Raw genomic sequence first — 24,997 nt, 5'->3', positions numbered from 1 at the left:
GCCTGTGGGTGCCCTCCTCACCGAAAAACCCGCCCAAAACGCCCCCGCCTAGTGCTTTTAGCAGGCTAAACGCGGCGCTTAGGCATGCTAAGGACCGCGTTTAGCCCGCTAACTGCGCTTCGGGGGCGGCACCGCCGGACACAGGGGGAGGCCCCGGGTGAGGGGTGCCCGGGGCCTCCGTGTGAGAAGTGGTCTGTGTGCGGGAAGGTCAGTGCCTGCGTTTGCGGAAGGACGCGCCGAGCAGGAGCACCCCGACGAACACCGCCGCTCCGGCGATCACCCAGCGGAAGTCGAACCGGGGCAGCCAGGTCGCGCCGTCCGAGAGCACGTACCCGGACACCAGCAGCGTCGCGATCCCGACGATCAGGGTGAACGCGTCGATGCCGCGCCGTGCCGGCTGGGCCGGCGTCTCGGCCGAGCCTTCGTCGTAGGCGTACGGATTTTCCTCAGCCACGGCGCACCTCCACATTGCCCACGGTGTTCGTCACGGTCAGGGTGATCCTCTGCCCGCCGGCGCCGTCGGTGCCGTTGTCCGTCACCGTCGTCGCGCTCTGCCCGACCCCGGAGCTCCCGTGGTTGAGGCAGTCGACCTGGCCGGCGTTGGTCTTGCACGACACCGTCACATCGGCCGTCGCGGGCACGACGACCTTGGTGTCGCCGGCGCCGTTGGTGATCGTCGTCGTGAGCGGCTCACCCGCGGGCAACTGCGTCAGGTCGAGGTTGATGTTGCCCGCCGAGTGCTGGTAGACCGGCTTCAGTTCGGCAAGGTTCCTCGGCGTCGCGTCGATGTCACCGACGCCCCCTCGCAGCGAGAAGTTGTCGAACGGCACGGTCGTCAGCACCATCCCGGCGATCGCCAGCGGGACCGCGAGGCCGACCAGCCCGCGTCCGCCGCGGACGAACGCCCCCGCCACCATGCCGATCCCGACCACGGCGAGCACCAGGCCGATGATGTGCGGCAGGCTGAACCAGCTGTTGCCGTCCAGGTTCAGCGCGACGCCGGCGCCCGCGACGACGATGGCGAGGCCGAACGTCGCCGAGCCGATCTTGGACCGGCGTCCGCGCGGTGCGGGCGCCCCAGGCGGCGGCCCCGGCCGCGGTGGTGCCGGCGGCGGCGTGGCCTCCGGCAGGTCCCAGCCCGCGGGGTCGGCCGCCAGCGGGTCGAAACCCGTGGGCGACGGCGACGGCGCGGTCGTCGTGTCGGTCATCGTGAAAGCTCCGTTCCCCAGAGAAGACCCAGTAGTCCCAGCGGACCCTGCGGTCCCCGAAGTCCCCGTAGTGGCGTAAGAAGCCGCGCCGTGCTTCGCCCGCGGCGTCACCGGCTCGGGCCGGTTGAGCTGGCCACGGCTGCGGTGCAGCAGATACAGCGCCGCCGCGGTCAGCGCGAAGCCGATCAGGCCGCCGCCGTCGAACCAGCCGCCCCCGAAGGCCGTGATCGCGGACGGGAGCAGGGCCAGGCACAGCACGACCGCGAACGCGGGCGACACCGCCGAGCGGCCGCGCCCGATCAGCGCCTCGAACCCGGAGACCTCGTCGCCCTCGCCGGGGAAGAACAGCCAGCCGAGGAGGTAGAACGCCACGCCGAAGCCGCCGAAGACCGTCGCGACCACCAGCGCCACGCGCACCACGACCGGGTCGATGCCGTAGCGGTTCCCCAGTCCCGCCGCCACCCCCGCGAACTTCCGCCCGGCGAACGGCCGCCGCGGCCTGCTCGCCCAGAAGTCCTTCACGGTCTCTTCGAAGTCGTTCACCAGCTGCGGCTTCGAGGTCCGCGACTCACTCGCACCACTCATACCCGAAAGCATGCGGCACGCGCGCGCCGCGGACATCCGGGATGGACCCTGAGATCTCCCCAGAGTCCGGGGGTCAGGGGTTTCCCTGATGGATCACGACGTCGCGGCGTGTGACCATGGACGGCGTGCAGGATTCCCACGACCACGACACCGCCGAGCAGGTGACGTCGCAGGCCGCGGCACCCGTTGTGCCCGTCGCGCCCGCCGGGCCGCCGAAGATGTTCCGGCGCCGGTCCGGCCGTGCCATCGCGGGTGTGGCGGGCGGGCTCGCGGATCACCTCGGCGTGCAGGTCGTCTGGGTCCGCACCGCGTTCGCGCTGCTCGCCGCGGTCAACGGCGCCGGGCTGCTGGCCTACGGGCTGCTGTGGGTGTTCGTCCAGCAGCGTGCCGAGGACGCCGAGCAGCCGCAGCCCACCGGCAAGGAACGGCAGCAGGCGTTCGGCCTGGTCGCGCTCGGCGTCGGCCTCGCCGTCGCGAGTGGCACGCTCACCGGGTTCATCAGCGGCTGGGTCGCGGTTCCGCTCGCGGTCGCGATGATCGGTGCCGCAGTCGTCTGGCGGGAGGCCGACGAATCGCAGCGGCGCCGCTGGCGTACCGGCGCGAAGGACAGCGTCGCCGGGGCGTTCCTCGGCGGGGGCGGCTGGAAGGCGGTCATCCGCGTCGTGGCGGGCGTCGCGCTGGTGATGACCGGCATCGGCGTGGTCATCCTGCGGTCGGGCAGCTTCGATCAGGTCCAGTTCGCGCTGGTCGCGGTGCTCGCGACGCTCATCGGGGTCGCGGTGCTGACCGTGCCGTTCTGGCTCCGCCTTGTCCGCGACCTCAGCGACGAGCGCAAGGCCCGCATCCGCACCGACGAACGCGCCGAGATCGCCGCGCACCTGCACGACTCGGTGCTGCAGACCCTCGCGCTGATCCAGAAGCAGGCCGAGTCCCCGCGCGAGGTCGCGCGGCTGGCGCGTGGTCAGGAACGGGAACTGCGCGGCTGGCTCTACGGCCCGTCCGGCTACGGCAAGAGCGCCGAAAGCGGGAAGAAGGACGACGCCGAGGTCACCGCCGGGTCCTTGTCGGAGGCGCTGGCCACCGCGTGCGGGGAGGTCGAGGACACCTTCGCGATCTCGGTCGGCCAGGTCGTCGTCGGCGAGGCCGAGCTGAACGAATCACTGACCGCGCTGGTGCAGGCGGCCCGCGAGGCGATCGTGAACGCCGCCAAGCACGCCGGCGTCGAGGAGGTCAGCGTCTACGCCGAGGTCGAGCCGACGGAGGTCACGGTCTTCGTGCGCGACCGCGGCAAGGGCTTCGACCCGGACGTCGTCCCGGCCGACCGGCACGGGCTCGCCGATTCGATCCGCGGGCGGATGAGCAGGCACGGCGGGACGTGCAAACTGCGCACCGCACCGGGGGAGGGCACGGAGGTCCAGCTCGCCATGCCGGTGAAGGCGGGCAAGGGTGCCGCCTGAGGCCGCTATGCTCGGTGACGCGGCCGATGAGGGGAGCAACGTGACGGAGAACCAGCAGGCGCGGGAGCCGGTGAAGGTCTTCCTCGTCGACGATCACGCGCTTTTCCGCGCCGGGGTGCGCACCGAACTCGACACCATCACCGACGAAGTCAGGGTGGTCGGCGAGGCGGGCTCGGTCGGCGAGGCGGTGGCCGGGATCGCGCGCGCCAAACCGCAGGTCGTCCTGCTCGACGTCCACATGCCCGACGGCGGTGGCGCCGAAGTGCTGCGTCGCGTGCGCCCGGAGCTGCCGGACGTCGTGTTCCTCGCGCTCTCGGTGTCCGACGCGGCCGAGGACGTCATCGCGGTCATCCGGGCGGGCGCGCGCGGCTATGTCACCAAGACGATCTCGTCGAAGGAACTGGTGCGCGCGGTGGTGCGGGTCGCCGACGGCGACGCCGTGTTCTCACCGCGGCTGGCCGGGTTCGTGCTCGACGCCTTCGCGGACCGGCCGGGTTCGGCGCCGATCAACGACCCGGAACTGGACCTGCTGACCCCGCGCGAGCGCGATGTCCTGCGCCTGCTCGCGCGGGGGTACGCCTACAAGGAGATCGCGTCCGAGCTGTTCATTTCGGTGAAGACGGTCGAGACCCACGTGTCGAGCGTTCTGCGCAAGACGCAGCTGTCCAACCGCTATGAGCTTTCCCGCTGGGCTTCCGACCGACGCCTGGTGTAGCGGCCGACACACGAAAAGCGTTTGCGGGGCCTTTCCCGGCTCCGTTAACGTCATTGGCGTGATGTACTTCTACTTCCTCTGATGGCGCCCGGCAAGGCCCGTCCTTGCCTTCGGTGACCACTGTCCACTTCGGACTACACGAATACCTTTTGCGTGCTCCCGGATTCTCCGGTGGTAGCGCGCGGGTATTCGGTACAGGAGGAAGTAATGACTCGCTCTTTAGTCGTGCCCGCGCGCCATCGGGCGCATCTCGCCGCGTCGGATCTCCACGTCGCCCGTGGCGGAAAACCGGTTCTCGCCGGTGTCGACCTGACCGTTTCTCCCGGCGTCCGGCTGGGCGTGGCCGGGGAGAACGGGCGAGGGAAAACCACGCTGCTGCAAGTGTTGTCGGGTGCGCTGGCGCCGGACAGCGGTTCGGTGCAGCTGGTCGGTACGTTCGGCGTGGCGGATCAGGAAATGCCCGTCGCGGACGACCGCACGGTCGGTGACCTGATCGACGTCGAACTGGCCGACGCCCGTTTCGCCGTGCAGGAACTCGACGCGGCGACCGAGGCGCTGGTCGAGGAACGTCCCGGCGCGGAACAGCGGTACGCCGACGCGCTCGCGGCGGCGGAATCGCTGGACGCGTGGGACGCGGACCGCCGTGTCGACGTTTCGCTGGCCGCGCTCGGCGCCGTCGATGACCGGTCGCGGCCGTTGGCGACGTTGTCGGTCGGCCAGCGGTACCGTGTCCGGCTGGCGTGCCTGCTCGGCGCGGGCCACGACCTGCTGCTGCTCGACGAGCCGACCAACCACCTGGACGCCGACGGCCTCGCGCATCTCACCGCGCGGCTTCGGGAGCATCCGGGTGGGGTGGTACTCGTGAGCCACGACAGGGCGTTGCTCACCGACGTCGTCACTGCGGTGCTCGACCTCGATCCGACCCGGGACGGGCGTCCGCGCACCTACGGCGGCGGCTACGCCGGCTATCGCGAAGGCCGGCGTGCCGAACGTGAGCGCTGGTTCGCCGAGTACCGGGAACAGCAGACCGAACAGCAGCGGCTGGCCGAGGATCTCGCGGCGGCGCAGGATCGGCTGTCGACCGGGTGGCGTCCGGCGAAGGGAACCGGCAAGCACACCCGGGCGACGCGCGCGCCGGGGTTGGTGCGGGCGGTGCATCGGCGGCAGGAGGACCTGGAGGCGCATGTCGTCGCCGTTCCCGAGCCGCCGTTGCGGCTGGACGTGCCCGAGCTTCCGTCGATGCCGGGCGTGACGCTGCTGGCGGCCGAGGACGTCACGGTCGACGGCCGGCTGACCCGGCCGCGGTCGTTGTCGCTCCGCTCGGGGGATCGCCTGGTGATCACGGGCGCGAACGGCTCCGGGAAGTCGACGCTGTTGTCGGTGCTCGCGGGCGACCTTGTTCCCGCGTCCGGCACGCTGCGCCGGGCCAGGTCCGCGCGGGTGGCGTTGCTGGCGCAGGAATCGCCCGCGTCGTCACGGCGTTCCGCGCGGGATGTGTTCGCCGCGGCGGTGGACAAGTTCGTCGTCGACGGGCGGCTGCGCGAAGGGGAGGTCGTGTCGCTGGAGCGGCTGGGCCTGCTGTCCGCGGCCGATGCGCGGCGCCGGGTGTCGGAGCTGTCGATCGGCCAGCAGCGACGTCTCGACCTGGCGATGCTGCTCGCGTCGCGGCCGCACGTCGTGTTGCTCGACGAGCCGACGAACCACCTGTCGATGTCGCTCGTCGAGGAACTGACCGAGGCGCTGGCCGCGACCGGCGCGGCCGTCGTGCTCGCCACGCACGACCGGCAGCTCCTGCGCGACACCGCGAACTGGCCGCGGCTCCGCCTCTGAACACTCCGTGGGGGTCGCATCGATAGGCCCCTGGTCCCTCGATGCGACCCCCACGGACTTCACCGGAACTCGTGCACGACCTCGATCAGTCCGACGATGTGGGTGTTGAACTCGGCGAGTTCCCCGGCCGGGACCCATAGCTCCAGGATCGTGCGCCCACCCGCCTGCTGAACCGGGTAGCGCTCCACGAACGCCGTTTCCACCTCGAAACGGGTTACGTAGCCGACGCCGCTGTGCGGCACGTTCCAGTCACGGGCGATCTTGACGGCGTAGTCCTCGTTGAGCACCGGGTAGAAGATCGACTGATCGGGTAGCCGCGGCGGCCATTCTCGCCATCCTGAGGCCCGGACGAGTTCCAGTTCCTCAGGGCCCGTCGGGCGCCACAGCGTCGTCGTCTCGCTCATACCGACCACCTCCACTCCGTTTTCCAGGAACTTGCGTACGCGCCCTAACGAGCGCGTTTAGCCCGCTAAACGCGCTCGGTTGGGGCGGGTGGGGCTGGTGTGACGCGGCGGGGTGGGGGTGGGGGTTAGTCGGTGGCGGGGGCGAGGGGGCGTCGCTCCGTTTCGGGGGCGGCGGTGGAAGCGGGAGTAAAGGTCCCTTGCTCCCGCTTGCGGAGGCGGGTGAGGGCCACGCCGCCGAGGACGACGAGCATCCCGGCGATCACCCGGAGTTCCAGGGGCTCGTGGAGGAACACGGCGCCGAGCAGTACCGAGACGACAGGCAACAGGTAGCCGACGACCGACGCCGCGACCGCGCCCTCGCTGGCGAGCAGCTGGTAGTTCAGGACGAACGCGATCCCGGTCGAGCCGACGCCGAGGATGAGCACGGCGATCAGCGGCACCGGGCTCAGGTGGATCGGGGTGAGCCCTCCGAACGGCATCGCCAGCAGCATGAACCCGCTCGCCAGCAGCATCTGGCCACCCGACAGCGCGTACGGCGACACGCCCGTTCCGGACAGGTAGCGGCCTTCGTAGACGAACGCGAAGCCGTAGCTCGCCGCCGCCGCGAGGCACGCCAGCGCTCCCCAGCTCAGCAGCCCGGAGGCCTGCCACGGCGCGAAGATCAGCAGGATCCCGGCGAGCCCGACGATCAGGCCGGTCACCCGGACCGCCGTCATCCGGCTCGGCACGCCGAGCATCGGCGCCACGACCAGCACCCACAGCGGGGTCGTCGAGTTCAGCACGCCGGTGATCCCGGAGTCCACGGTCGTCTCGCCGATGGCGAACAGCAGGAACGGCAACGCGTTGTGGAAGAACGCGGCCACCGCCAGATGCCCCCACGTCCGGCGATCCGCGGGCAGGCGGTTCCCGAACAGACGGCACAGCGCCAGCAGCACCACCGCCCCGAGCACGAGCCGCGCGAGGACCAGCTGGACCGGGGACAGCGCCCCGAGCCCCAGCTTGATCCAGAAGAAACTCGACCCCCACATCAACGCCAGCGCGGCGATCCGCAGCAGGGTTTTGGTCTCACTCACCCCAGTCCTCCTCAACGATCACCTCCAGCCTCGCCGCGAAAAGACGTAAGGACAAGCGAATATCACTACACGGATAGTTAAGGAGATCTGTAGTATCGGAACCATGCTGGACGTACGGCGCATGCAGGTGCTGCGCGCGGTGATCACCAGCGGGTCGATCACCGCCGCGGCCAGGAACCTCGGCTACACCCCGTCCGCCATCAGCCAACAGCTGTCCACTTTGGAGCGTGAGGCCGGGGTCGAGCTGCTGATGCGCGTCGGCCGCGGCGTGCGGCCCACTCCGGCGGGTTCGCTGCTGTCCGAACACGCCGAGACGCTGAGTTCCGAGCTCGCCCGCGCCGAGGCGGCGCTCACCGAACTCAAGGCGGGACACACCGGGAGCCTCGGCATCCGCTACTTCGCGACAGCCGGCGCGTCGCTGGTTCCGCCCGCCGTCGCCGCCGTACGCCGCGAGCATCCGGGAATCCGGCTCGATCTCAAGCTCGTCGAACCGGACGATCCACTGCCCGAAGTGGAGGAGGGCCGTGCCGACGTCGCGATCGTGGTCTCCCCGCACGAGCGGTCGGCAGGCAAAGGCGTCGAGTTCGTGCATCTGCTCGACGACCCGTATCGCGCGGTGCTGCCGAAGGCGCATCCGCTGACCCGCAAGCGCGTCCTCGACCTGACCGAGCTGGCCGACGAGCCGTGGATCGGTATCGACGGCGTTCCCGGCATCTGCCGCAACATCCTGCTCGACGCCTGCGCGTCGGCCGGGTTCTCCCCGAACTTCGTCGTGGAGTCCGAGGATTACCAGACCGCGCAGGGCTTCGTCGCCGCCGGACTCGGGGTCGGCCTCATTCCCGACCTCGGGCTCGGCACCCCGCATCCCGGAGTCGTGACGCGCAAGATCCGCAACCCCGGCCCCTTCCGTTCCATTCACGCCGCGATCACCGAACGCGCCTGTGGCCGGCCCGCCGTCCGCACGTTGCTCGACGCCATGCGTGAGGCGACGAGCAAGGTGGCCTAGACGAAGAGCAGTTCCGCGATGCCGACGCCGACGAGCACGGCGACCAGGATCGCGGCCGCGGTGAGCAGCCATTTGCGCGTCGCCGGGGACAGTGAACCCCGCGACGGCGTCGGCGCCGCGTTCGGTGCGGGCTGAACCGGCGGTGGCGCGTACTGCGTCGCGACCGGGCCCGGCATCTGCTGCGTCGCCGCCTGCTGAAGCGGCTGCTGCTGCGGGAGTTGCTGTGGGAACGGCGCCTGCTGGACCGGTGCTTGCTGGACCGGCATCTGCTGCGGGAGCTGCGCCCCGGCCGTGACCGGCCACGAGGCGGGCACGGTCGGCATCGCGGGCGCGGTCGGCGGGATGAACGCCGTCTCCTTGCCCTCGGTGATCGCGCTCAGCGAGCGGACGGTGTCGGCCATGGTCGGCCGGACCAGCGGATCCTCCCGCAACATCTTGCGCAGCGCGCCGCTGAGCACGCCCGCCTTCTGCGGCGGGCGTTCCGAGGACTGCCCGTCCTCGCCGAACGGCGGCATCCCTTCGACCGCGGCGTAGAGCGTCGCCCCGAGCGAGAACACGTCCGCGGGCGCCGACGGCGGAAGTCCGCGAGTCACCTCCGGCGCGCGGTACGCCGGCGTCGGGCCGCCACCGGTGATGCCGATGTCGGTGAGCTTCACCCCGCCGTCGTCGGCCAGCAGCACCGTGCCCGGTTCGAGCGTGCGGTGCACGATCCCGGCCGCGTGGATCGCGGTCAGCGCCTTGCCCAGCTGGATGCCGAGCGACGCCGCCTGCTCCGGGGTGAGTGTGCCGTGCTCGGCCAGGAACGTCGACATGCTGCGCGAGGGGATGTACTCCATCACCAGCCAGATGTCTTCGCCGTCCGGCAGCACGTCGAACACCTTGATCGCGCAGGCGTGCTCGATCCGCGCCGCGTCCTTGCCCTCCTGCATCGCCGCCGAGCGCGCCTGCTCGGCACGGTCGGGCGGCAACCCGACGGGCAGATACATCCGCTTCATCGCGACGGTCCGGAACAGCCGGGTGTCGAACGCGAGCCAGACGATGCCCGCGCGGCCCCGGCCGATCGGCTGATCCAGCCGATAGCGGCCCCCGACGATGCTGCCTTCAGAACTCATAACAAGTCCAGGCTAGCCGCCAGCCGGCGGCTGCGAGCTAGATGCGGTGGGCGTCGTCGTGGGCGTAGCCGTTTTCGTCGGCGGTTTGGGTGTAGTCGTTTGTTCTGTATCGGATGTCGGCGTCGTCCGCGGTGGTGGCGGCGGGTTGTTCGACTGCGTGTTCCGCGGCGTCGTGCGCCGCGTCGGAGTGTCGGACGTCGTGGGCGCGACGGACGACTCCGTGGTGGCCGGACTCTCCGAAGTGGACGGTGCCGACTCCGAGGTCGACGGCGCCTTGGAGGTGGAGGCCGGGGGCGGCGGAGCGGCGGGCGTCTCCGGGTTGTTCGAGCCCAGCAGCCACACCCCGAGACCGACCAGCGCGACGAGGACGACACCGCCGATGATCGCGGGCTTCTTCCACGCGCCGGGCTTCTCGTTGTCCTCTTCGTCTTCGGGGCTCGTGTGGCCGCGAGCCGGAGGCGGCGGGGGCTCGTCGTAGTCGTGGTACGGGTCGTCGAGCATCTCGGTCGCGGGGGCCGCGCCCGGCGCCATCAGCGCGGTGCGGTCGGGGCCGGCGCCGTGACCGTTGTCGTAGTGCTCGTCCGGGTAGTAGCCCTGCCGGTCGTAGTCGTCTTCCGGATATCCGGTGGCCGGCGCGTAGTCGTCCTCGTCGTCGTAGTACTGACCATCGGGCTCCGGGCCGTCGAGCAGCGTGCCCGAGTGCCCGGCCGGGACCTCGTCCTCGCCCGCGAGCGCGGCCGCGCCCACCGCGCCTGCCGCGGCGCCGACCGCCGCGCCGCCGAGCACTCCGGCGGCAGGCGACAGCACCGTCTCGTCCGCGGGCCCGCCGAGCGGCGTCTCCCCGCGCGCGACGGCGTCGAGCAGTTCTTCGCACTCTTCGGCAGTGGGCCGGTGCTCGATCTCGGGGTGCAACAGCACCGCGAGGACACTGGCCAGCGGGCCGGACTGGCGGGGCGGGTTGATCTGTCCGGCGGCGACCGCGTGCAGCAGGCTCAGCGTGTTCTCGGAAAGACCGAACGGGGGCTGGCCCTCGCACGCGGCGTACAGCGTGGAACCCAGCGAGAACACGTCCGACTCGGGACCGGGATCGCCGCCGATGGCGACCTCGGGCGCGAGATAGGCCGGTGTCCCGGCGATCATCCCGGTCTTGGTGACCGTGACGTCGTCCTTGGCGCGGGAGATGCCGAAGTCGGTGATCTTCACCGTGCCGTTCCCGGCGAGCAGGATGTTGCCCGGCTTGATGTCGCGGTGCACGATGCCCACCGCGTGCGCCTCGCGCAGCGCCGCGGCCACCTGCGCGCCGATCCGCGCCACCTCGACGGGCGGCAGCGTGCGGCGTTCCTGCAGGACCTGCGCCAGGCTCGTGGAGTTGAGGTACTCCATGATCAGGCAGGGCTGGCCGTTGTCGTCGGTGACGACGTCGAACACCGAGATCGCGTTCGGGTGATGCAGCCGCGCCGCGATTCTGCCCTCGCGCATCGTGCGCTGCCGGGCGTCCTCCGCGTCGTGTGCCTCGAGTCCCGGCTGGAGCAGCAGTTGCTTGATCGCCACTGTGCGGCCCAGTACCTCGTCGTGCGCTTGCCAGACGGCACCCATCGCGCCCGTACCGATCCGCTGGACAATGCGGTACCGGCCGGCGACCAGGCGACCCTCGTCGCTCACGCGACCTCCCTTTGGGGCTCCGACTTCACGGGACGGGGGTTCACCCGTCCCGGCGACGTGGCCATGGGTACGTCGCACCTCCGGAGCGTATGCACATGTTGTGGGCTGTGTGCCGGTTTCACCGAGACCGGCCCGTGACAAGGCTAGGCGTTCACTCTGTGCACACACACTCGGCACAGCCCGAACGCCTCGCGGCGGCCCGGCAGGGTCACATGTACTGGGCCGACAGCAGCCGGGCGTCGGTGATCAGACCGGCGGTGTGCTCGGCGAACCGGAGCAGCTGGGTGACGCGCAGCAGGCCGCCGTCGGGCTGGCGCATGGTGACCACGGCGAGCACGGACCCGTCCGGCTGCACCTGGGTGTCCTTCTCCTGCACGTCGATGGCGTCCATGGTGCTCCAGGCCCGCACGAGGTCGCCGGGCTCGCCGCCGGCCAGTGCCGGGGCCAGCAGCGCGAGGGCGCCGTTGGCGTCGCGGCCGATCGTGGCGTAGAAGTTCTTCACCGCGGCCAGCTTGTCGCCGGGCGTCTTCGGCGCCGAGGTGGTGGTGGAGCTGGTGGGCGCGGCGCTGCTCGACGCTGTCGCCGAGGGCTGGCCCGGCGACGGCGCGGACGAGGACGCGGGCGGTTTGCCGTGTCCCGTCGTGTCCTGCTGGCCGACGGTGGTGCCGCCGTCGGCGGTGCGACGCTGCTGTTGCGGGACGGCGTGGCCGCCGAGGGCGGCGGCGCCGCTGAACCCGGCGGGCGCGGTGGCCTCCGAGACGGTGACGGGACGGTGGGCCGCGGTGAGCGTCGGCGCGACGACCACGGCGGTGGCGACGAGCCCGCCCGCCATGGCGAGCCCGGCCAGCTTGGCGCGGCGGGCGAAGCGGTTCTCCGGCTCGTCCCCGGAATCCTCGGAGCCGTCCTCGGCCGTGGCGCCGGAGCGGCCGGACTGCCGGCGCGGGGGCAGGTACTTCTGCGGCTCGCGGAACACCTGCTCGAGATAGGCGCGGTCGGCGTCGCCGACATCGCCGAGAATCTCGGCCGGTATCACGTCCTCGACGCGGACGGCGTCCGGTTCACGCCGCGTGCGCTGCCGATCAAGCACGAAATCCTCGCTCTGGGGTCCGGGGACGACGGTAGGCCGTTCGGCTGCCGCCGCTGGGCCGGACGGCCGACTTGTGATCGGTTCCGGCCCCGCTGTCGTCAGGTAACCCTGCGCGGACGGCAACTGCCAGAGCCTGTCGCCGGGATGCCGTCGCGATACGACGAACGGCAGCCTATGTCACCCACCCGGACCAGGGGAGACCGTTCGGCGCACCGCACGTGCATCGGAACGGGAAGCCTGCACTTGCAGGTAACGGTTACCGGCCGTCGCTGGTGATCTTGTCCCCGTCGCCGAACGTCAGAGTGTGCTGCTCGATGGTCTTGGTGCCGTCCTTGTGCGTGACCTCGACGGTGTTGACGGTCTGCGATTTCCGCTGGTCGATGGCGACCTTCTTGACCTCGAAGTAGGCGACGTCGGCGTACCGCTCGGACAGCCGCTGGGGCCCCTCGTCGCGGAGTTCGCCGGTGGTCACCGACGACGCCTCGCTGGGGTTGGTGGTGACGGTGTTGAAGAACTTCTCCGAGTTGTCCCCCATGGCCTTCGCGTTCTGCGGCGACGCGTACCAGATGGGTGGCGGCGTGGTGGTCCGGTCGGCCGGGGTGATCGGCGGTTTCTGCGGCGTGCGGCTCGTCGACGGTGCCGACGGGCTGCCCGGCCTCGACGTCGAGGTGGTCAGCGGCGTCCCCGCCGGATCCGTGGCCGTACCGCCCGGGCTGTCGGAAGTGCCGGGGGTGGCGCCACCCGGCGAGTTGCTCGTGTTGCCGATCGCGCGTTCGGGGCGGCCGCTGCTCGGGTGCCCGCCGGTGCCGCCGTGCTGCCCCGGCGGTGTCAGCGACGACGGATCCTCGCTGACGACCGGGGCGCCACCGCGGTAACCGGGCCAGCCGCCCTGGCTGGCCTGTTCGGTTTCCGGCTTGCCGACCAGCAGCGTCCCGGCGAACAGCAGGCCGACCACGACGGCCCCGGAGGCGCCGGTCGCGAACCAGGCCGCCTTGCGCCAGGTCTTCGGCGGGGTGACCGAGGCGGGCACCGAACCGAGGTCGAACGTGCCGAGCCCGTCGGCGGGCGGCGCGAGGTAGACCCGGACGTCGTCCTCTTCCGGCACCGCGGGCCGCGCGGGCGGCGGGGTCAGCTTCACGCGGGTGCGCTGTGCCGCCTGCTCCTCGTGCCGCGCGGCTCGCTCCCGGGCCTGCGCCGCGAAGGAGACCTGGACGCGGGCGGGCGGCGCGGCAGGCGGTTCGGCGGCCAGGGGCGGGGGAGCCGGACGTTCACGCGGCGGCCGCTGTGGCTGGGGGAGCGGCTGGGGCAGGGGCAGGCTGCCGTGCGTGCCGAGGAAACCGGACGTCGAGCCCCGGCCGGGATCGGGTGTCCGCGGCGGGGGAAGCGGAAGGGAACCGGTCGAGGGCGGGTCGACGGGCTCCGCGGCCCGCCGGTGGTGCTGGCCGCCCTGCCTCGGTGGCACCGGCGGCGTCCAGGTACCCGCCGCGCCCGCCCGGTGCCTGCCCGGATGCGCGCCGCTCGCGGCCCTGCCATGTCCTGGGTGTTCCGCGCGTGCGGTCATATCGGACCGACCCTTCCGGCGGTCCGCCCTGACGTCGGTGCGGCCACGGTTAAGCCGAACGGAGCACACCGCTCACGCGCGGAATCACGCGCGGACTCCTGAGCAGATGCACGCGCATGCGAGAACGGGCGCGCAGGGCCGCTGCCCCCGCGCGCCTCTCGGGCATCGCCCGACCCAGACGCAAGGGTCCTCACGCGGACCACCCTAAGAGGACCGGCCGCCGAAGTCTCGGCCGAGCCTGCAAGTTGCAGATGATTCACCCGACCGGGCGCGGCCAAATGGGCGCGGCCGACGCTACGGAGTGCTATAACACCTGCTCCTGGTGGTCACCCTCCGCTGCGATACTTCGCCTGGGTCGACTGAAGAGCCTTCGTCGCGACCGCGCCACTGCCCACGGCGACGATGATGGAAACGATGTCGAGGAACGGTCCGCCGCTGGTCAGCAGCCATGCGAACAGCGAGGCGGCGGTGGTCCCGCCCGCGATCGCCCACCGGCCGCGGACGTACTCGGCGACCGGCGCGCCACCGGCACGCTTACCCGCAGCGTTGTTCAACAGGGCCAGGTAACCCACATGGCCCAAGGCGGCGAGCACGCTCGCGATCGCGATGACGACGGCGATGACGTTGATCATGATGTCCTTCCTTTTGTCACGCTTGCCCGTTTCGTTCCAGTGTGCCCGCCGCGGGCGCGCGGCCGGGGCACCCCGCGCTGGACGGCGTCGCACGCGAGGTCTGCCGGTCGGGAGAAGCGTGACTCCGCGGAAGCGGAAGGCCCGGCCGTGGCCGGCGGTGTGTGGTCACCACCAGTGTGCCCGTGCCGGGCGGCGGGTGGCTCGGGGAAAACCCTGAGTTCCTCCGGCGGCGTCAGCGGCCCAGCCGTCCGCGGCCGAGGTTCAGCAGTGCCATCGCCAGCTGGCGGCCCTCCGGGCCCAGTTCGCGGTAGCGGGCGAGCACGTCCATCTCGCGGTTGTAGACGATGCGGGTGCCGCCCGCGGCCATCCTGGCCGCGCCGATCGTCTTCGACACCTCCACGCGGCGTTTGACCAGCCGCAGGATCTCCGCGTCCAGCCAGTCGATCTCCTCGCGGAGCGACGAGATGTCGTCCGCCGAGGGGACCTCGGCCGGGGTCGGCTCTTCGGTGTTCTGCGTCTGCGCGTTCATCGGGACCTCTCTGAAGTCCGGAACCTCACTCGTCCCTGGGACGGCGAAGCCCCGGGTCCGAGGACTCCGGGGCTGGCTGTGACTGCGGTATCGGGCACTACGCGATCACGGGAGCCGGAGTCCGGGTCCCGTAAAAAAATCGCTCCGCGTGGTGCCGCACGAGATCAGTATGGCACAGCGCCGCGGCGCCGCTGCCGGAAACCGCGGATCCGCGCATGCGCGAAGAAGCTCGCCACGAGCCAGAACATCGGCGCCAGCGGCCAGAAGAACGGCACGCCGGACATCGCCCAGCGGATGACGAGCAGCACGCTCAGCGCGACTACGGCGGCGAGGTGTATCCGCAACGCCGGATGCCGCAACGCGCCCGCGATCGGCGGCCCGCCCCGGCGTTCCGGCTTCGGCTCCGGTCGCGGCAGGTCGGCGGTGAGCTCGCCGAGTTCGTCGGTGTAGCGGGCGGCGTAGACCATGCTCAGCCGTTCCTCGACCTCGTCGAGGCCGAGCCGTCCGTCGGTGCCGGCGGCCTGGATGACGGTGGCGACGCGTTCCCGGTCGCTGTCCGCGGCTCGCAGCCGCGCGGGGATCTTCTTCTCGTCCATGCTTCCCGATGCTCCGCGCGGACCCGGCGGCGCGCGTCGGACGGCAGGCGACATCCACGCCTACGCCTGACGCGGTAGCTTCCGCCCCCGGGGTAGCGTGGACAGGCGATGGACACCCTCTTCGATCTCCCCGCCGAAAGCCCCGCACCCGTCGCGGACGGGCCAGCCGAGCTGCTCGAGGATCTCAACCCGGCACAACGCGAAGCGGTCACCCACGCCGGTGGCCCGCTGCTGGTCGTCGCGGGCGCGGGTTCGGGCAAGACCCGGGTGCTGACCCGCCGGATCGCCTACCTGCTCGCGGCCCGCCGCGTGCATCCGGGCGAGATCATGGCGATCACGTTCACCAACAAGGCCGCGGCCGAGATGCGCGAGCGCGTCGCCACGCTCGTCGGCAGGCGCGCGAACGCGATGTGGGTGTCGACGTTCCACTCGATGTGCGTGCGGATCCTGCGCAGGGAAGCCAAAACGCTGGAGATGTCGTCGAACTTCTCCATCTACGACTCCGACGACACGAAGCGGCTGATCACCCTCGTCGCGCGTGACCTCGACATCGATCCCAAGCGCTACGCCGCGCGGATGCTGGCCGTGCACATCTCGAACCTCAAGAACGAACTCGTCGACGCCGAGACGGCGGCCGCCAACGCGGGCAACGACCTCGAGCGGCGCGTCGCCGAGGTCTACGGCGAGTACCAGCGGCGGCTCACCCAGGCCAACGCGATGGACTTCGACGACCTGATCATGCGCACGGTCGAGATGCTGCAGGCCTTCCCCGCCGTCGCCGAGTACTACCGGCGGCGGTTCCGGCACGTGCTGGTCGACGAGTACCAGGACACCAACCACGCGCAGTACACCCTGGTCCGCGAGCTGGCCGGGACCGAGCCGAGCGAGTCCGGGATCGAGCCTGCCGAGCTGTGCGTCGTCGGTGACGCGGACCAGTCGATCTACGCCTTCCGCGGCGCGACCATCCGCAACATCGAGGAGTTCGAGCGGGACTTCCCGAACGCGCGCACCGTTTTGCTGGAGCAGAACTACCGCTCCACGCAGACGATCCTTTCCGCGGCGAACGCGGTGATCGCGCGTAACCCCAACCGGCGTGCGAAGCGGCTGTGGACCGATTCCGGCGACGGAGCGAAGATCGTCGGCTACGTCGCGGACAACGACCACGACGAGGCCGCGTTCATCGCGGGCGAGATCGACGCGCTGGCCGAGAAGGGCGAAGCGGAGTACTCCGACATCGCCGTCTTTTACCGCACCAACAACCAATCCCGGGTCTTCGAAGAAATCTTCATCCGGCTCGGGCTGCCGTACAAGGTCGTCGGCGGCGTCCGCTTCTACGAGCGGCGCGAGGTCCGCGACATGATCGCGTACCTGCGGGTGCTGGCCAATCCGGAAGACACGGTCAGCCTGCGGCGCGTCCTCAACGTGCCCAAGCGCGGGATCGGCGACCGTGCCGAGGCCGTGGTCGCGACGCACGCCGAGCGCGAGCGGATCTCGTTCGCGGCCGCGCTGCGGGACGCGGTGGCCGGCAAGGTCCCGCTGCTGAATCCCCGCTCCGCCAAGGCGATCACCGGGTTCGTGGCGCTGCTGGACGAACTCGGCGAGGTCGTCGCGTCCGGCGCGGAGGTGCACGACGTGCTGGAGGCGGTGCTGGACAAGACCGGCTACCGCGTCGAGCTGGAGGAGTCGGACGATCCGCAGGACGCGTCGCGGGTGGAGAACCTGACCGAACTCGTCACGGTGGCCAGGGAGTTCGCCGAGTTCACCGCGGAGGTCCTCTCCGACGAGAACGCCGAACTGGTCGCCGACGCCGAGGGCACGCCCGCGCCCGGCTCGCTCCCCGCCTTCCTGGAGCGCGTGTCGCTGGTGGCGGACGCGGACTCCATCCCGGCGGCCGACGGCGGCGAAGAGGGTGACGGCGGGGCCGGGGTGGTCACCCTGATGACCGTCCATACCGCGAAGGGGCTCGAGTACCCGGTGGTGTTCTGCACCGGCTGGGAAGACGGCGTCTTCCCGCACATGCGGGCGCTGGGCGATCCGGCGGAACTCGCCGAGGAGCGGCGGCTGGCCTACGTCGCGATCACTCGCGCGCGGCAGCGGCTGTACGTCTCCCGCGCGCTGGTGCGTTCGGCCTGGGGCCAGCCGCAGGCGAACCCGGCGTCCCGGTTCCTCGACGAGGTGCCGCCGGAGCTCGTCGACTGGCGGCGGCTGGAACCGTCCTCCGGCACCGGTTTCGGGTCCTCCGGGCCTCGCGCGGCGACCACCTGGGGGCGCCGGAGCGGCGGGTTCTCCTCGTCCTCGGGGTCTTCCGGGGCCGCGGGGTCTTCGGGCACCAGCCCGTTCGGCAAGGGCTGGAAGGACACCGTGGCGCTCAAACTGGACGTCGGTGACCGGGTCAGCCACGACAAGTACGGGCTCGGGACCGTCATCTCCTGCGACGGCACGGGACCGAGGGCGACCGCGACGATCGACTTCGGCGCGTCGGGCAAGGTCCGGCTGATGCTCATCGGCAGCGTGCCCATGGTGAAGCTCTGATTCCCTCGTCCGAGTGAACATGCCCGGCGGGCCGCCCGCCGGGTCTTCTCCCGTTTTCCCGTTCTCCGCAAGCATTCCGCCGTCCTCCCCGGAGGGCGGCCCGCGCCGAGGGCGGCGGCTCGGCCGTCACCGCCGCCCGAATCGTCGTCCCCCTCCGCTATACCTGAATTCATCGAACACGAGTTCGACGAAATGGGGTAGGCTGGCAGGGTCCGCCGCCCCGGAGGGGAGAACGGGGTGTGGACGCGGTTTTGTTTGGGCTCCTGGCAGGCGGGGTACAGGAGTACTTGCGGGGTGTGGTGGGGACATGTGCCCCGGATCGGGGTCCGGGACAGGTGGAATCCGTACCACGAGGACCGGCTTGCTCGGGGCCGGTCCCTGCGGAGGCGTGCCGCCTGGCCGCCGCCTGGCGAGCGCTGCTGCGCATGCACGAGCTGGGCGGCGACGGGCGGTGTGTCGCCTGCGGCGGCCGCCGGTGGACCACCAGGGCGCGGGCGGCCGGGAAAGCACGTCTCGGCTGGTTCGGCTGGTGGCCGGTCCGGCGGCAGGCGTCGCTGTGCACGGTCTGGCAGGTCGCGGTGGGCTACTTCGTCCGGGCGGCTGCCGGGCGAGGTGCGGTAGCGCTTCACAGCGGCGGATGACGGCGTCGCACGGGCGGACGTGGGGACGTCGGCCCGGCGGAGTGCTGAAGGCGGTGCTCGCGCGGATCTTCGCGCCACCGGATCGGCGGCGGGCGCCCGGAAAAGCGCCGGAAAGCCCTGGGGTCACGCAGATGACAGCGATGGTCGCCGACCGGCGCTGGGGCGGGCCACGGCCGCATCAGGGGCCGAAACGTGCCACCCGAGAGCGAACCGGTGAGCCGGTGGTACGTCCGCCGCGCCCGAGGAAAGCTTGTACGGGCACGGCGGAAGCGAGGTCTCTCGCCGGTGCGGAGTCCGCTGGATCAGAGTTCGACGCCGCGCTCGGCGAGCCACGGCCGCGGGTCGATCTTCTTCGTCCCGTTCTGCCACACCTCGAAGTGCAGGTGCGGGCCGGTGCTCTGGCCGCGGTTGCCGATCTCGGCGATCTGCTGCCCGCATTTGACCTTCTGGCCGACGGAGACCGAGAAGCTGTTCATGTGGCCGTAGACGTGGATCGTGCCGTCGGCGAGCTTCACGCGGACCCAGAGCCCGAATCCGCTGGCGGGTCCGGCGTCGATCACGGTGCCGTCCGAAGCCGCGTAGATCGGGGTGCCGATCGCGTTGGCGATGTCGACGCCCATGTGGCTCGTGCCCCACCGGGCGCCGAACCCCGAGCTGAAGGTGCCGTGCGCGGGCGCGCAGGTCTTGGGCCGCGCGGCTTCCTCGGCGGCCTTCTTGGCGGCGTCGGCTTCGCGCTTTTCGCGGGCCTGGGTGAACTGCTCGCTATCGGCCAGCTTCGCGGCTTCCGCGGAGGCGTCGGCGGCGTGGCCGGTGGGCAGCAGCTCGGGCGCGCCCCCCGAGGCGGCACCTCCCGCGGTGAAGGCGGCGCTCGCGTCCTGGCTGCTGGCCAGGGGGGTCACCTTCGCCTCGGAGTCGGATCCGCTGGTGGACTTCAGGGTCTGGCCCGCGGCCGCGGCGGCGAACGCGCCGGCGGCGACGGCCGCGACCACGACCCGGCCGCGCAGGGCGGAAGACGGCGCGGGGAGCCGATGCGAGCCCCGGACGCGCACGACCGCACCGTCCAGTGCGTCCTGCAGTGCCGGGGAAGGAGCTTGGCCGCCGGGGGAGCGGTGTGAAGCCAAGACGGGGCCTTCCATCGTCGGGGAATCAGATCTGAGGACCCGGGCGGGGGAACCCGGTGAGCCAACCTCGGGGGTGGTTCGCTCGTCGTCCTGCTTTGTGACCTGACTGTAATGGGGACCGGGGGACAGTAACGAAGGGAGACCGTTGTCGGCAAGATCTGTCCTCCGTGTCGGCCGAACGAGCGGCGCCGACCCTGCGGCTAGCTGTGGGGATTACCCAAAGTTAACTGCCACCTACTTCACCGGATGTGACGTCGGTTACAGACCTGTAGAGGCCATTCGGCGGTTCCGGGGCCGGGAAACGGCCTTCGCCGGGCCTCGGCGGGCGGGGAGGAGGAATAACCGTTCGACTGCCGATGTTGAGGGGCGCTAATGCCCCGGTGCCACGGGCTTCGCCGGTCGGCTTGCTAGCGTCGCGCACGATGACTTCGCGCGCACGGCCTCCGTCGGAGGGCTCGCCGCCGGATCCCGTATCCGGCCGGGCCGAGCCTTCTGGTGACGAATCCGCCGAACTCCCGTCCGATGACGAATCCGCAGGTACGGGCCGTTCCGAAGGTGTGGATCCCGGGAAGAAGGGGCCGGGAGAAGCGGATCCCGCGGTGGACGGTGTCGCCGAGAATGCCGCAGCCGGGCTTCCCGTAACCGGGAATCCCACTGAGGGGAACGCGCGCTCCGGGATTCCCGCTTCGGGTGGTCATCGGGCCGGGAGTCCCGCGGCGCGAAAACCGATGGCCACGGATGGCGGCTTGACCGCGGGTCCCGGGCCGGGCGCGGAGTTCGAGGATCGGCGTCCTTCGCCGTCACTGATCGCCGCGCTGGTCCTGGTGGTCGCCGGCGCGCTCGCGCTGATGGCGGGGGCGCTGCTGCCGGTGTCGCCCGACGTGTCGCGTGGGTTCGGCAGCTGGCCGTTGCTCGTGGTGCTGGCACTCGTCCCCGCCGTGGCGGCGGTGTGGTGCGGCCGCACCGGACGGCCCGGTACGGCGGCCGGTCTGGTGGTCGGCCTCGGCGCGCTGGCCCCGGGACGGCTGCTGCTGGACCTGCAGCTCCTCACGGCGGGACCGCTGGCCATCCGGCCGGAGCTGTACCTGCCGTCGCGGTTGCTGGACCGGACGGCCGCCGGGCCCGGACTGTGGCTGCTGCTGGCGGGGGATGTGCTCACCCTGGCCGCACTGGTGCCCGCGGCGCGGGCCGCCCGCCAGCGGGCGGAGATCGCCGGGACCGTCGGCGGGCGGCGGCGGTGGCGGCTCGTGGTGCCGTTGCTCGCGGTGGCCGCCGCGGTCGGCCTGCTGATGGCGCCCGTCCGCTCGGACGACGTCTACCTGCTGGCGCGTTCGGCGTTCGAGGGGCCGTGGCCGGCGTTGGGCGGGTTCCTGCTGCTCGCCTGCGCGCTCCCGCTGGTGCTGGTGCTCGGTCTCGCCTCGGCCTCCGACGGCGTCGCCAAGGGCAGCCTGATCGGCGCGTCGGTAGCCGTGCTCGCGGTGGCGCTGCCGGCGGTGGTGTCCGGGCTCGCGGTGCCGAACCTGCGCCCCGGCTTCGGGCCCGCGCTCGCGGTCGTCGCGGCGGTCGCCGTCCTCGGCCTGGCCGCCACCCGGCTGACCGTGCCCGAACACGGCAGGGAGCCCGAGGGCGATCTGGCCGGGGAAGCGCGGCTGCCCGGTCTGTTCTGGTGGCGGCTGGCGTGTGGTGGTCTCGCCGTGCTGACGGCGATCGCCGCGGTGATCGGCGCGCTCGCCCCGCAACTGGTGACCAGGGCCGGGGCCGTGCTGACCGGCCCGCCGCCGGAGAGTCCGGCCCGCTGGCTGCTGTTGGCCGCCGGGGTGCTGGTCCTCGTACTCGGCCTGCTCATGCTGATGCCGCCGGTCGCGGGCGCCGTCCGGCCGGTGCTCGCGGTGGCCTGGGCGGCGGTCGTGCTCGCCGGCACGGCCGTGCTCGGCACGGCGGTCGCCGCCACCGACGCGACGAACCTCACCGGGTTCGGCGCGGACGCCGGGCAGACGGCGATCGGCTACGACCTCGGCGCCGGGGTCGGGTGGACGGTCGCCGCGCTGGTGCTCGCCCTGCTCACCGCGCCCGCCGCGGTCGCCGCCGGAGTGGTGGAGCGCGAGGACAGCGGCGCCGAAGGGCCGCGTGCCGGCGGCGCGGTGCTGACGCCGGTGGTCGCGGCGGCGGTCCTCGCGGTCGCCGCGTTCGGCACTCCGGTGTTCACCGCCCCCGGGTACGTGGCACCAGGGCTGTGGACGAACTTCGACACTCCGTCCTGGGGACTGCTGACCGCGCTCGTGGTGATCCTCGGTTCCCTAGTGTTGTCGCAGCGGTCCCGTCCTGGCCCGGCGGCGGCCGGGCTGTTCGGCGCGGCACTGCTGGTGGCGGTGCACGCGGCCGAGTACCCGCTCATCGGCTCCGCCCTCGACGGCGCGCGGCCGGCGACCGGGTTCTGGCTCGCTCTCGGTGCCCTCGCAGCGGTGCTCGTGGCGGCCGGGATGGCTCTCGGCGGCGCACGGCGGCAGGCATGAGCGACGCTTGCGAGCCGATCGCATGAGCAGGCCGTTGTTGCGCGTGCTGCTCGCCGAGATCGGTGACGGCGGCGCGGCCGCCGGGCTCCTCGGCCGCTTGCTGCGGGACGAGGGCATGGAGGTCGTCTACGCCGGTCCGCTCGGTACGGCCGAGCAGATCGTCCGTACCGCCGAACAAGAGGATCCCGACGCGCTCGGCGTCGTCGTGGGCACAGGCACCGGCGTCGCCGGACTCGAACCGCTCGCCGGGCGCCTGCCGGACGTGCACCTTTTCGTGCTCGGCACGGCACTCGACGGTGTCGCGCACAGCGGCGTGAGGGCCTTCGAAACCGCCGACGAAGCCCTCGGCTGGCTCGTCGGTGTGCGTTCTCACACCGGTGAAGCACCGTCTGACCGCGCACGGTGACCGACTTCACCAGGTGCGGAGTCCCCTGCGTCTGCGCAGGTCGCTAACCTCGACTGGTCCGACAGCGCGGTCCGGCAGCGGACCACCACAGTGGCGTGTCGTCAGGAGACTGGAGTAGTGGACCTCTACGAATACCAGGCGAGGGATCTCTTCGCCGCCCACGGAGTACCGGTTCTGCCGGGCTCGGTGGCTAGCACCCCCGAAGAAGCCAAGACCGCCGCGGAGCAGATCGGTAACCAGGTCGTCGTCAAGGCGCAGGTGAAGGTCGGTGGCCGTGGCAAGGCGGGTGGCGTCAAGCTGGCGCAGACCCCCGACGAGGCCAAGGAGAAGGCGGAAGCCATTCTCGGCCTCGACATCAAGGGCCACATCACGCGCCGCGTGCTCGTGGCCGAAGCCTCGGACATCTCGTCCGAGTACTACTTCTCCTTCCTGCTGGACCGGGCGAACCGCACGTTCCTGGCGATGGCGTCCTCCGAGGGCGGCATGGAGATCGAGCAGCTCGCGGTCGAGCGCCCCGAGGCGCTCGCGAAGATCCCGGTCGACGCGATCACCGGTGTCGACAAGGCGAAGGCGCTCGAGATCCTGAAGGCCGGAAACTTCCCGGCCGAGATCATCGACGAGGCCGCCGACGTCGTGGTGAAGCTCTGGGAGACGTTCGTCTCCGAGGACGCCACCCTGGTCGAGGTCAACCCGCTGGTCCGTGACCCGCAGGACAAGATCATCGCCCTCGACGGCAAGGTCACCCTCGACGAGAACGCCTCGTTCCGGCACCCGGCGCACGAGGAGCTCGTCGACAAGCAGGCCGAGAACCCCCTCGAAGCCAAGGCCAAGGCCAAGGACCTCAACTACGTCAAGCTCGACGGCGAGGTCGGCATCATCGGCAACGGCGCGGGCCTCGTGATGTCCACTCTGGACGTCGTGGCCTACGCGGGCGAGAAGCACGGCGGCGTCAAGCCCGCCAACTTCCTCGACATCGGTGGCGGCGCGTCCGCCGAGGTGATGGCGGCCGGACTGGACGTCATCCTCAACGACACCGACGTGAAGAGCGTGTTCGTCAACGTCTTCGGCGGCATCACCGCCTGCGACGCGGTGGCGAACGGCATCGTCGAGGCGCTGAAGATCCTGGGCGACGAGGCCACCAAGCCGCTGGTCGTCCGCCTGGACGGCAACAACGTCGTCGAGGGTCGCCAGATCCTGGCCGACGCGAACCACCCGCTGGTCACCGTGGTGGACACAATGGACAACGCGGCCGACAAGGCCGCCGAGCTCGCCGCGGCAGGTGCGTGACATGTCGATCTTCCTGAACGAGAACAGCAAGGTCATCGTGCAGGGCCTCACCGGCTCCGAGGGCACCAAGCACGCGACCAAGATGATCAAGTCCGGCACCACCATCGTGGGCGGCGTCAACGCCCGCAAGGCCGGCCAGAAGGTCACCATCGAGGGCAAGGAACTCACCGTGTTCGGCACGGTCGAGGAGGCCATCAAGGAGACCGGCGCCGACGTGTCGGTCATCTTCGTGCCGCCGAAGTTCGCCAAGGACGCGGTCATCGAGGCGATCGACGCCGAGATCGGCCTCGCCGTGGTCATCACCGAGGGCATCCCGGTGCACGACTCGGCCTACTTCTGGGCGCACGCGGTCGCCAAGGGCAACAAGACCCGCATCATCGGGCCGAACTGCCCCGGCGTGATCAGCCCCGGCAAGTCCAACGCGGGCATCATCCCGGCCGACATCTCCGGCGCCGGCAAGATCGGCCTGGTGTCGAAGTCCGGCACGCTGACCTACCAGATGATGTACGAGCTGCGCGACATCGGCTTCTCCACCGCCGTCGGCATCGGCGGTGACCCGGTCATCGGCACCACGCACATCGACGCGCTCGAGGCGTTCCAGAACGACCCCGAGACCGAGGTCATCGTGATGATCGGCGAGATCGGCGGCGACGCCGAGGAGCGCGCTGCCGACTACATCAAGGCCAACGTCACCAAGCCGGTCGTCGGCTACGTCGCGGGCTTCACCGCGCCCGAGGGCAAGACCATGGGCCACGCCGGCGCCATCGTCTCCGGTTCCTCCGGCACGGCCGCCGCGAAGAAGGAGGCCCTCGAGGCCGCCGGCGTCAAGGTCGGCAAGACCCCGAGCGAGACCGCCGTGCTCGCCAGGGAGCTGTACAACTCCCTCCACTGAGTGGGGCAAAAGCCGCTTTCCACACAGCGAACCGCCCCGGGCGGCCCCCCCCCCCGCACGGTGGGCGGCCGCGCGCGGGCGCGCGTGAGAGAGAAGGAACAGTGTAGAGAGCGTGTGCACAGCACCGCGAAGGCGAGGGCGGGAGTCG

The 24,997-nt window shown here is 71.3% G+C and carries 22 protein-coding genes; 10 read left to right on the top strand and 12 right to left on the bottom strand.

Annotation, left to right across the window (positions count from 1 at the left end; translation table 11 throughout):
* Positions 1–208: 208 nt before the first annotated feature.
* Both ACFWX1_RS36435 and ACFWX1_RS36430 read right to left on the bottom strand, forming a co-directional pair.
* Positions 209–454 (bottom strand): hypothetical protein, encoded by a 246-nt coding sequence (locus ACFWX1_RS36435; protein ID WP_378394355.1) that lies wholly within the window; start codon positions 452–454, stop codon positions 209–211.
* Positions 447–1,793, bottom strand: a complete 1,347-nt coding sequence (locus ACFWX1_RS36430; RefSeq protein ID WP_378394354.1) for a PspC domain-containing protein — start codon at positions 1,791–1,793, stop codon at positions 447–449. The genes ACFWX1_RS36435 and ACFWX1_RS36430 overlap by 8 nt, the downstream gene beginning before the upstream one ends.
* Before the next feature lie 110 nt (positions 1,794–1,903).
* On the opposite strand from ACFWX1_RS36430, the gene ACFWX1_RS36425 reads away from it, so the two are divergent.
* The 3 genes from ACFWX1_RS36425 to ACFWX1_RS36415 all read left to right on the top strand — a co-directional run bounded on the left by ACFWX1_RS36425 (position 1,904) and on the right by ACFWX1_RS36415 (position 5,795).
* Positions 1,904–3,250 carry a PspC domain-containing protein gene (locus ACFWX1_RS36425; RefSeq protein WP_378327568.1) on the top strand — a complete coding sequence of 449 codons (1,347 nt, stop codon included), beginning with the start codon at positions 1,904–1,906 and terminating at the stop codon, positions 3,248–3,250.
* A gap of 7 nt (positions 3,251–3,257) precedes the next feature.
* Positions 3,258–3,965, top strand: a complete 708-nt coding sequence (locus ACFWX1_RS36420; protein ID WP_378394353.1) for a response regulator — start codon at positions 3,258–3,260, stop codon at positions 3,963–3,965.
* Between the two features lie 207 nt (positions 3,966–4,172).
* The gene (locus tag ACFWX1_RS36415) at positions 4,173–5,795 is read left to right on the top strand and encodes an ABC-F family ATP-binding cassette domain-containing protein (RefSeq protein WP_378394352.1); all 1,623 of its coding nucleotides are present in this window, start codon (positions 4,173–4,175) and stop codon (positions 5,793–5,795) included.
* 59 nt (positions 5,796–5,854) lie between these two features.
* Here ACFWX1_RS36415 and ACFWX1_RS36410 read toward each other — a convergent pair whose 3' ends face one another.
* On the bottom strand, positions 5,855–6,199 hold the full coding sequence (locus tag ACFWX1_RS36410; protein ID WP_378394351.1) for a hypothetical protein: 345 nt from the start codon (positions 6,197–6,199) through the stop codon (positions 5,855–5,857).
* Positions 6,200–6,324: 125 nt separating this feature from the next.
* Positions 6,325–7,272, bottom strand: coding sequence for a DMT family transporter (locus tag ACFWX1_RS36405; protein WP_378394350.1), 948 nt, complete (start codon positions 7,270–7,272; stop codon positions 6,325–6,327).
* 103 nt (positions 7,273–7,375) lie between these two features.
* Between ACFWX1_RS36405 and ACFWX1_RS36400 the strand changes: the two genes are divergently transcribed.
* Entirely contained in the window at positions 7,376–8,278 is a 903-nt protein-coding gene (locus ACFWX1_RS36400) for a LysR family transcriptional regulator (protein WP_378394349.1), read from the top strand.
* On the opposite strand, the gene ACFWX1_RS36395 is transcribed toward ACFWX1_RS36400, so the two are convergent.
* The 7 genes from ACFWX1_RS36395 to ACFWX1_RS36365 form a co-directional block, all read right to left on the bottom strand.
* Positions 8,275–9,390: a protein kinase gene (locus ACFWX1_RS36395; protein ID WP_378394348.1), complete on the bottom strand. Its 1,116-nt coding sequence runs from the start codon at positions 9,388–9,390 to the stop codon at positions 8,275–8,277. The genes ACFWX1_RS36400 and ACFWX1_RS36395 overlap by 4 nt on opposite strands.
* Positions 9,391–9,402: 12 nt before the next feature.
* Positions 9,403–11,052 (bottom strand): serine/threonine-protein kinase, encoded by a 1,650-nt coding sequence (locus ACFWX1_RS36390; protein ID WP_378394347.1) that lies wholly within the window; start codon positions 11,050–11,052, stop codon positions 9,403–9,405.
* A 208-nt stretch (positions 11,053–11,260) separates the two neighbouring features.
* On the bottom strand, positions 11,261–12,139 hold the full coding sequence (locus ACFWX1_RS36385) for a hypothetical protein (protein WP_378394346.1): 879 nt from the start codon (positions 12,137–12,139) through the stop codon (positions 11,261–11,263).
* 256 nt (positions 12,140–12,395) lie between these two features.
* Positions 12,396–13,700 (bottom strand): hypothetical protein, encoded by a 1,305-nt coding sequence (locus ACFWX1_RS36380; protein WP_378394345.1) that lies wholly within the window; start codon positions 13,698–13,700, stop codon positions 12,396–12,398.
* A gap of 326 nt (positions 13,701–14,026) precedes the next feature.
* The gene (locus ACFWX1_RS36375) at positions 14,027–14,332 is read right to left on the bottom strand and encodes a hypothetical protein (protein ID WP_378327560.1); all 306 of its coding nucleotides are present in this window, start codon (positions 14,330–14,332) and stop codon (positions 14,027–14,029) included.
* 232 nt (positions 14,333–14,564) lie between these two features.
* Positions 14,565–14,861: a chorismate mutase gene (locus tag ACFWX1_RS36370; RefSeq protein ID WP_378394344.1), complete on the bottom strand. Its 297-nt coding sequence runs from the start codon at positions 14,859–14,861 to the stop codon at positions 14,565–14,567.
* A gap of 164 nt (positions 14,862–15,025) precedes the next feature.
* Complete coding sequence (locus ACFWX1_RS36365; RefSeq protein ID WP_378394343.1) at positions 15,026–15,457, bottom strand: DUF1707 domain-containing protein; 432 nt, start codon at positions 15,455–15,457, stop codon at positions 15,026–15,028.
* 108 nt (positions 15,458–15,565) lie between these two features.
* Between ACFWX1_RS36365 and pcrA the strand changes: the two genes are divergently transcribed.
* Together pcrA and ACFWX1_RS36355 are read left to right on the top strand one after the other, a co-directional pair.
* Positions 15,566–17,989, top strand: a complete 2,424-nt coding sequence (gene pcrA / locus ACFWX1_RS36360) for a DNA helicase PcrA (RefSeq protein ID WP_378394342.1) — start codon at positions 15,566–15,568, stop codon at positions 17,987–17,989.
* Positions 17,990–18,324: 335 nt separating this feature from the next.
* Positions 18,325–18,630 (top strand): hypothetical protein, encoded by a 306-nt coding sequence (locus ACFWX1_RS36355; protein ID WP_378394341.1) that lies wholly within the window; start codon positions 18,325–18,327, stop codon positions 18,628–18,630.
* A 302-nt stretch (positions 18,631–18,932) separates the two neighbouring features.
* Here ACFWX1_RS36355 and ACFWX1_RS36350 read toward each other — a convergent pair whose 3' ends face one another.
* Positions 18,933–19,619, bottom strand: coding sequence for a M23 family metallopeptidase (locus tag ACFWX1_RS36350; protein WP_378394367.1), 687 nt, complete (start codon positions 19,617–19,619; stop codon positions 18,933–18,935).
* A gap of 878 nt (positions 19,620–20,497) precedes the next feature.
* Here ACFWX1_RS36350 and ACFWX1_RS36345 point away from each other — a divergent pair.
* The 4 genes from ACFWX1_RS36345 to sucD all read left to right on the top strand — a co-directional run bounded on the left by ACFWX1_RS36345 (position 20,498) and on the right by sucD (position 24,849).
* A complete protein-coding gene (locus tag ACFWX1_RS36345) occupies positions 20,498–22,264 on the top strand; it encodes a hypothetical protein (RefSeq protein WP_378394340.1) in 1,767 nt (588 codons plus the stop codon).
* 7 nt (positions 22,265–22,271) lie between these two features.
* Positions 22,272–22,670 carry a hypothetical protein gene (locus ACFWX1_RS36340; protein WP_378394339.1) on the top strand — a complete coding sequence of 133 codons (399 nt, stop codon included), beginning with the start codon at positions 22,272–22,274 and terminating at the stop codon, positions 22,668–22,670.
* Positions 22,671–22,787: 117 nt separating this feature from the next.
* Complete coding sequence (gene sucC, locus ACFWX1_RS36335) at positions 22,788–23,957, top strand: ADP-forming succinate--CoA ligase subunit beta (RefSeq protein ID WP_378327553.1); 1,170 nt, start codon at positions 22,788–22,790, stop codon at positions 23,955–23,957.
* Between the two features lies 1 nt (position 23,958).
* The gene (gene sucD, locus ACFWX1_RS36330) at positions 23,959–24,849 is read left to right on the top strand and encodes a succinate--CoA ligase subunit alpha (protein ID WP_378394338.1); all 891 of its coding nucleotides are present in this window, start codon (positions 23,959–23,961) and stop codon (positions 24,847–24,849) included.
* The last annotated feature ends 148 nt before the right edge of the window (positions 24,850–24,997 follow it).

It is taken from the genome of Amycolatopsis sp. NPDC059021, from assembly GCF_042739895.1.
Lineage (GTDB): Bacteria > Actinomycetota > Actinomycetes > Mycobacteriales > Pseudonocardiaceae > Amycolatopsis.
The sequence above is the reverse complement of the archived record's forward strand: the minus strand, read 5'-3'. Positions and strand labels throughout refer to the sequence as shown.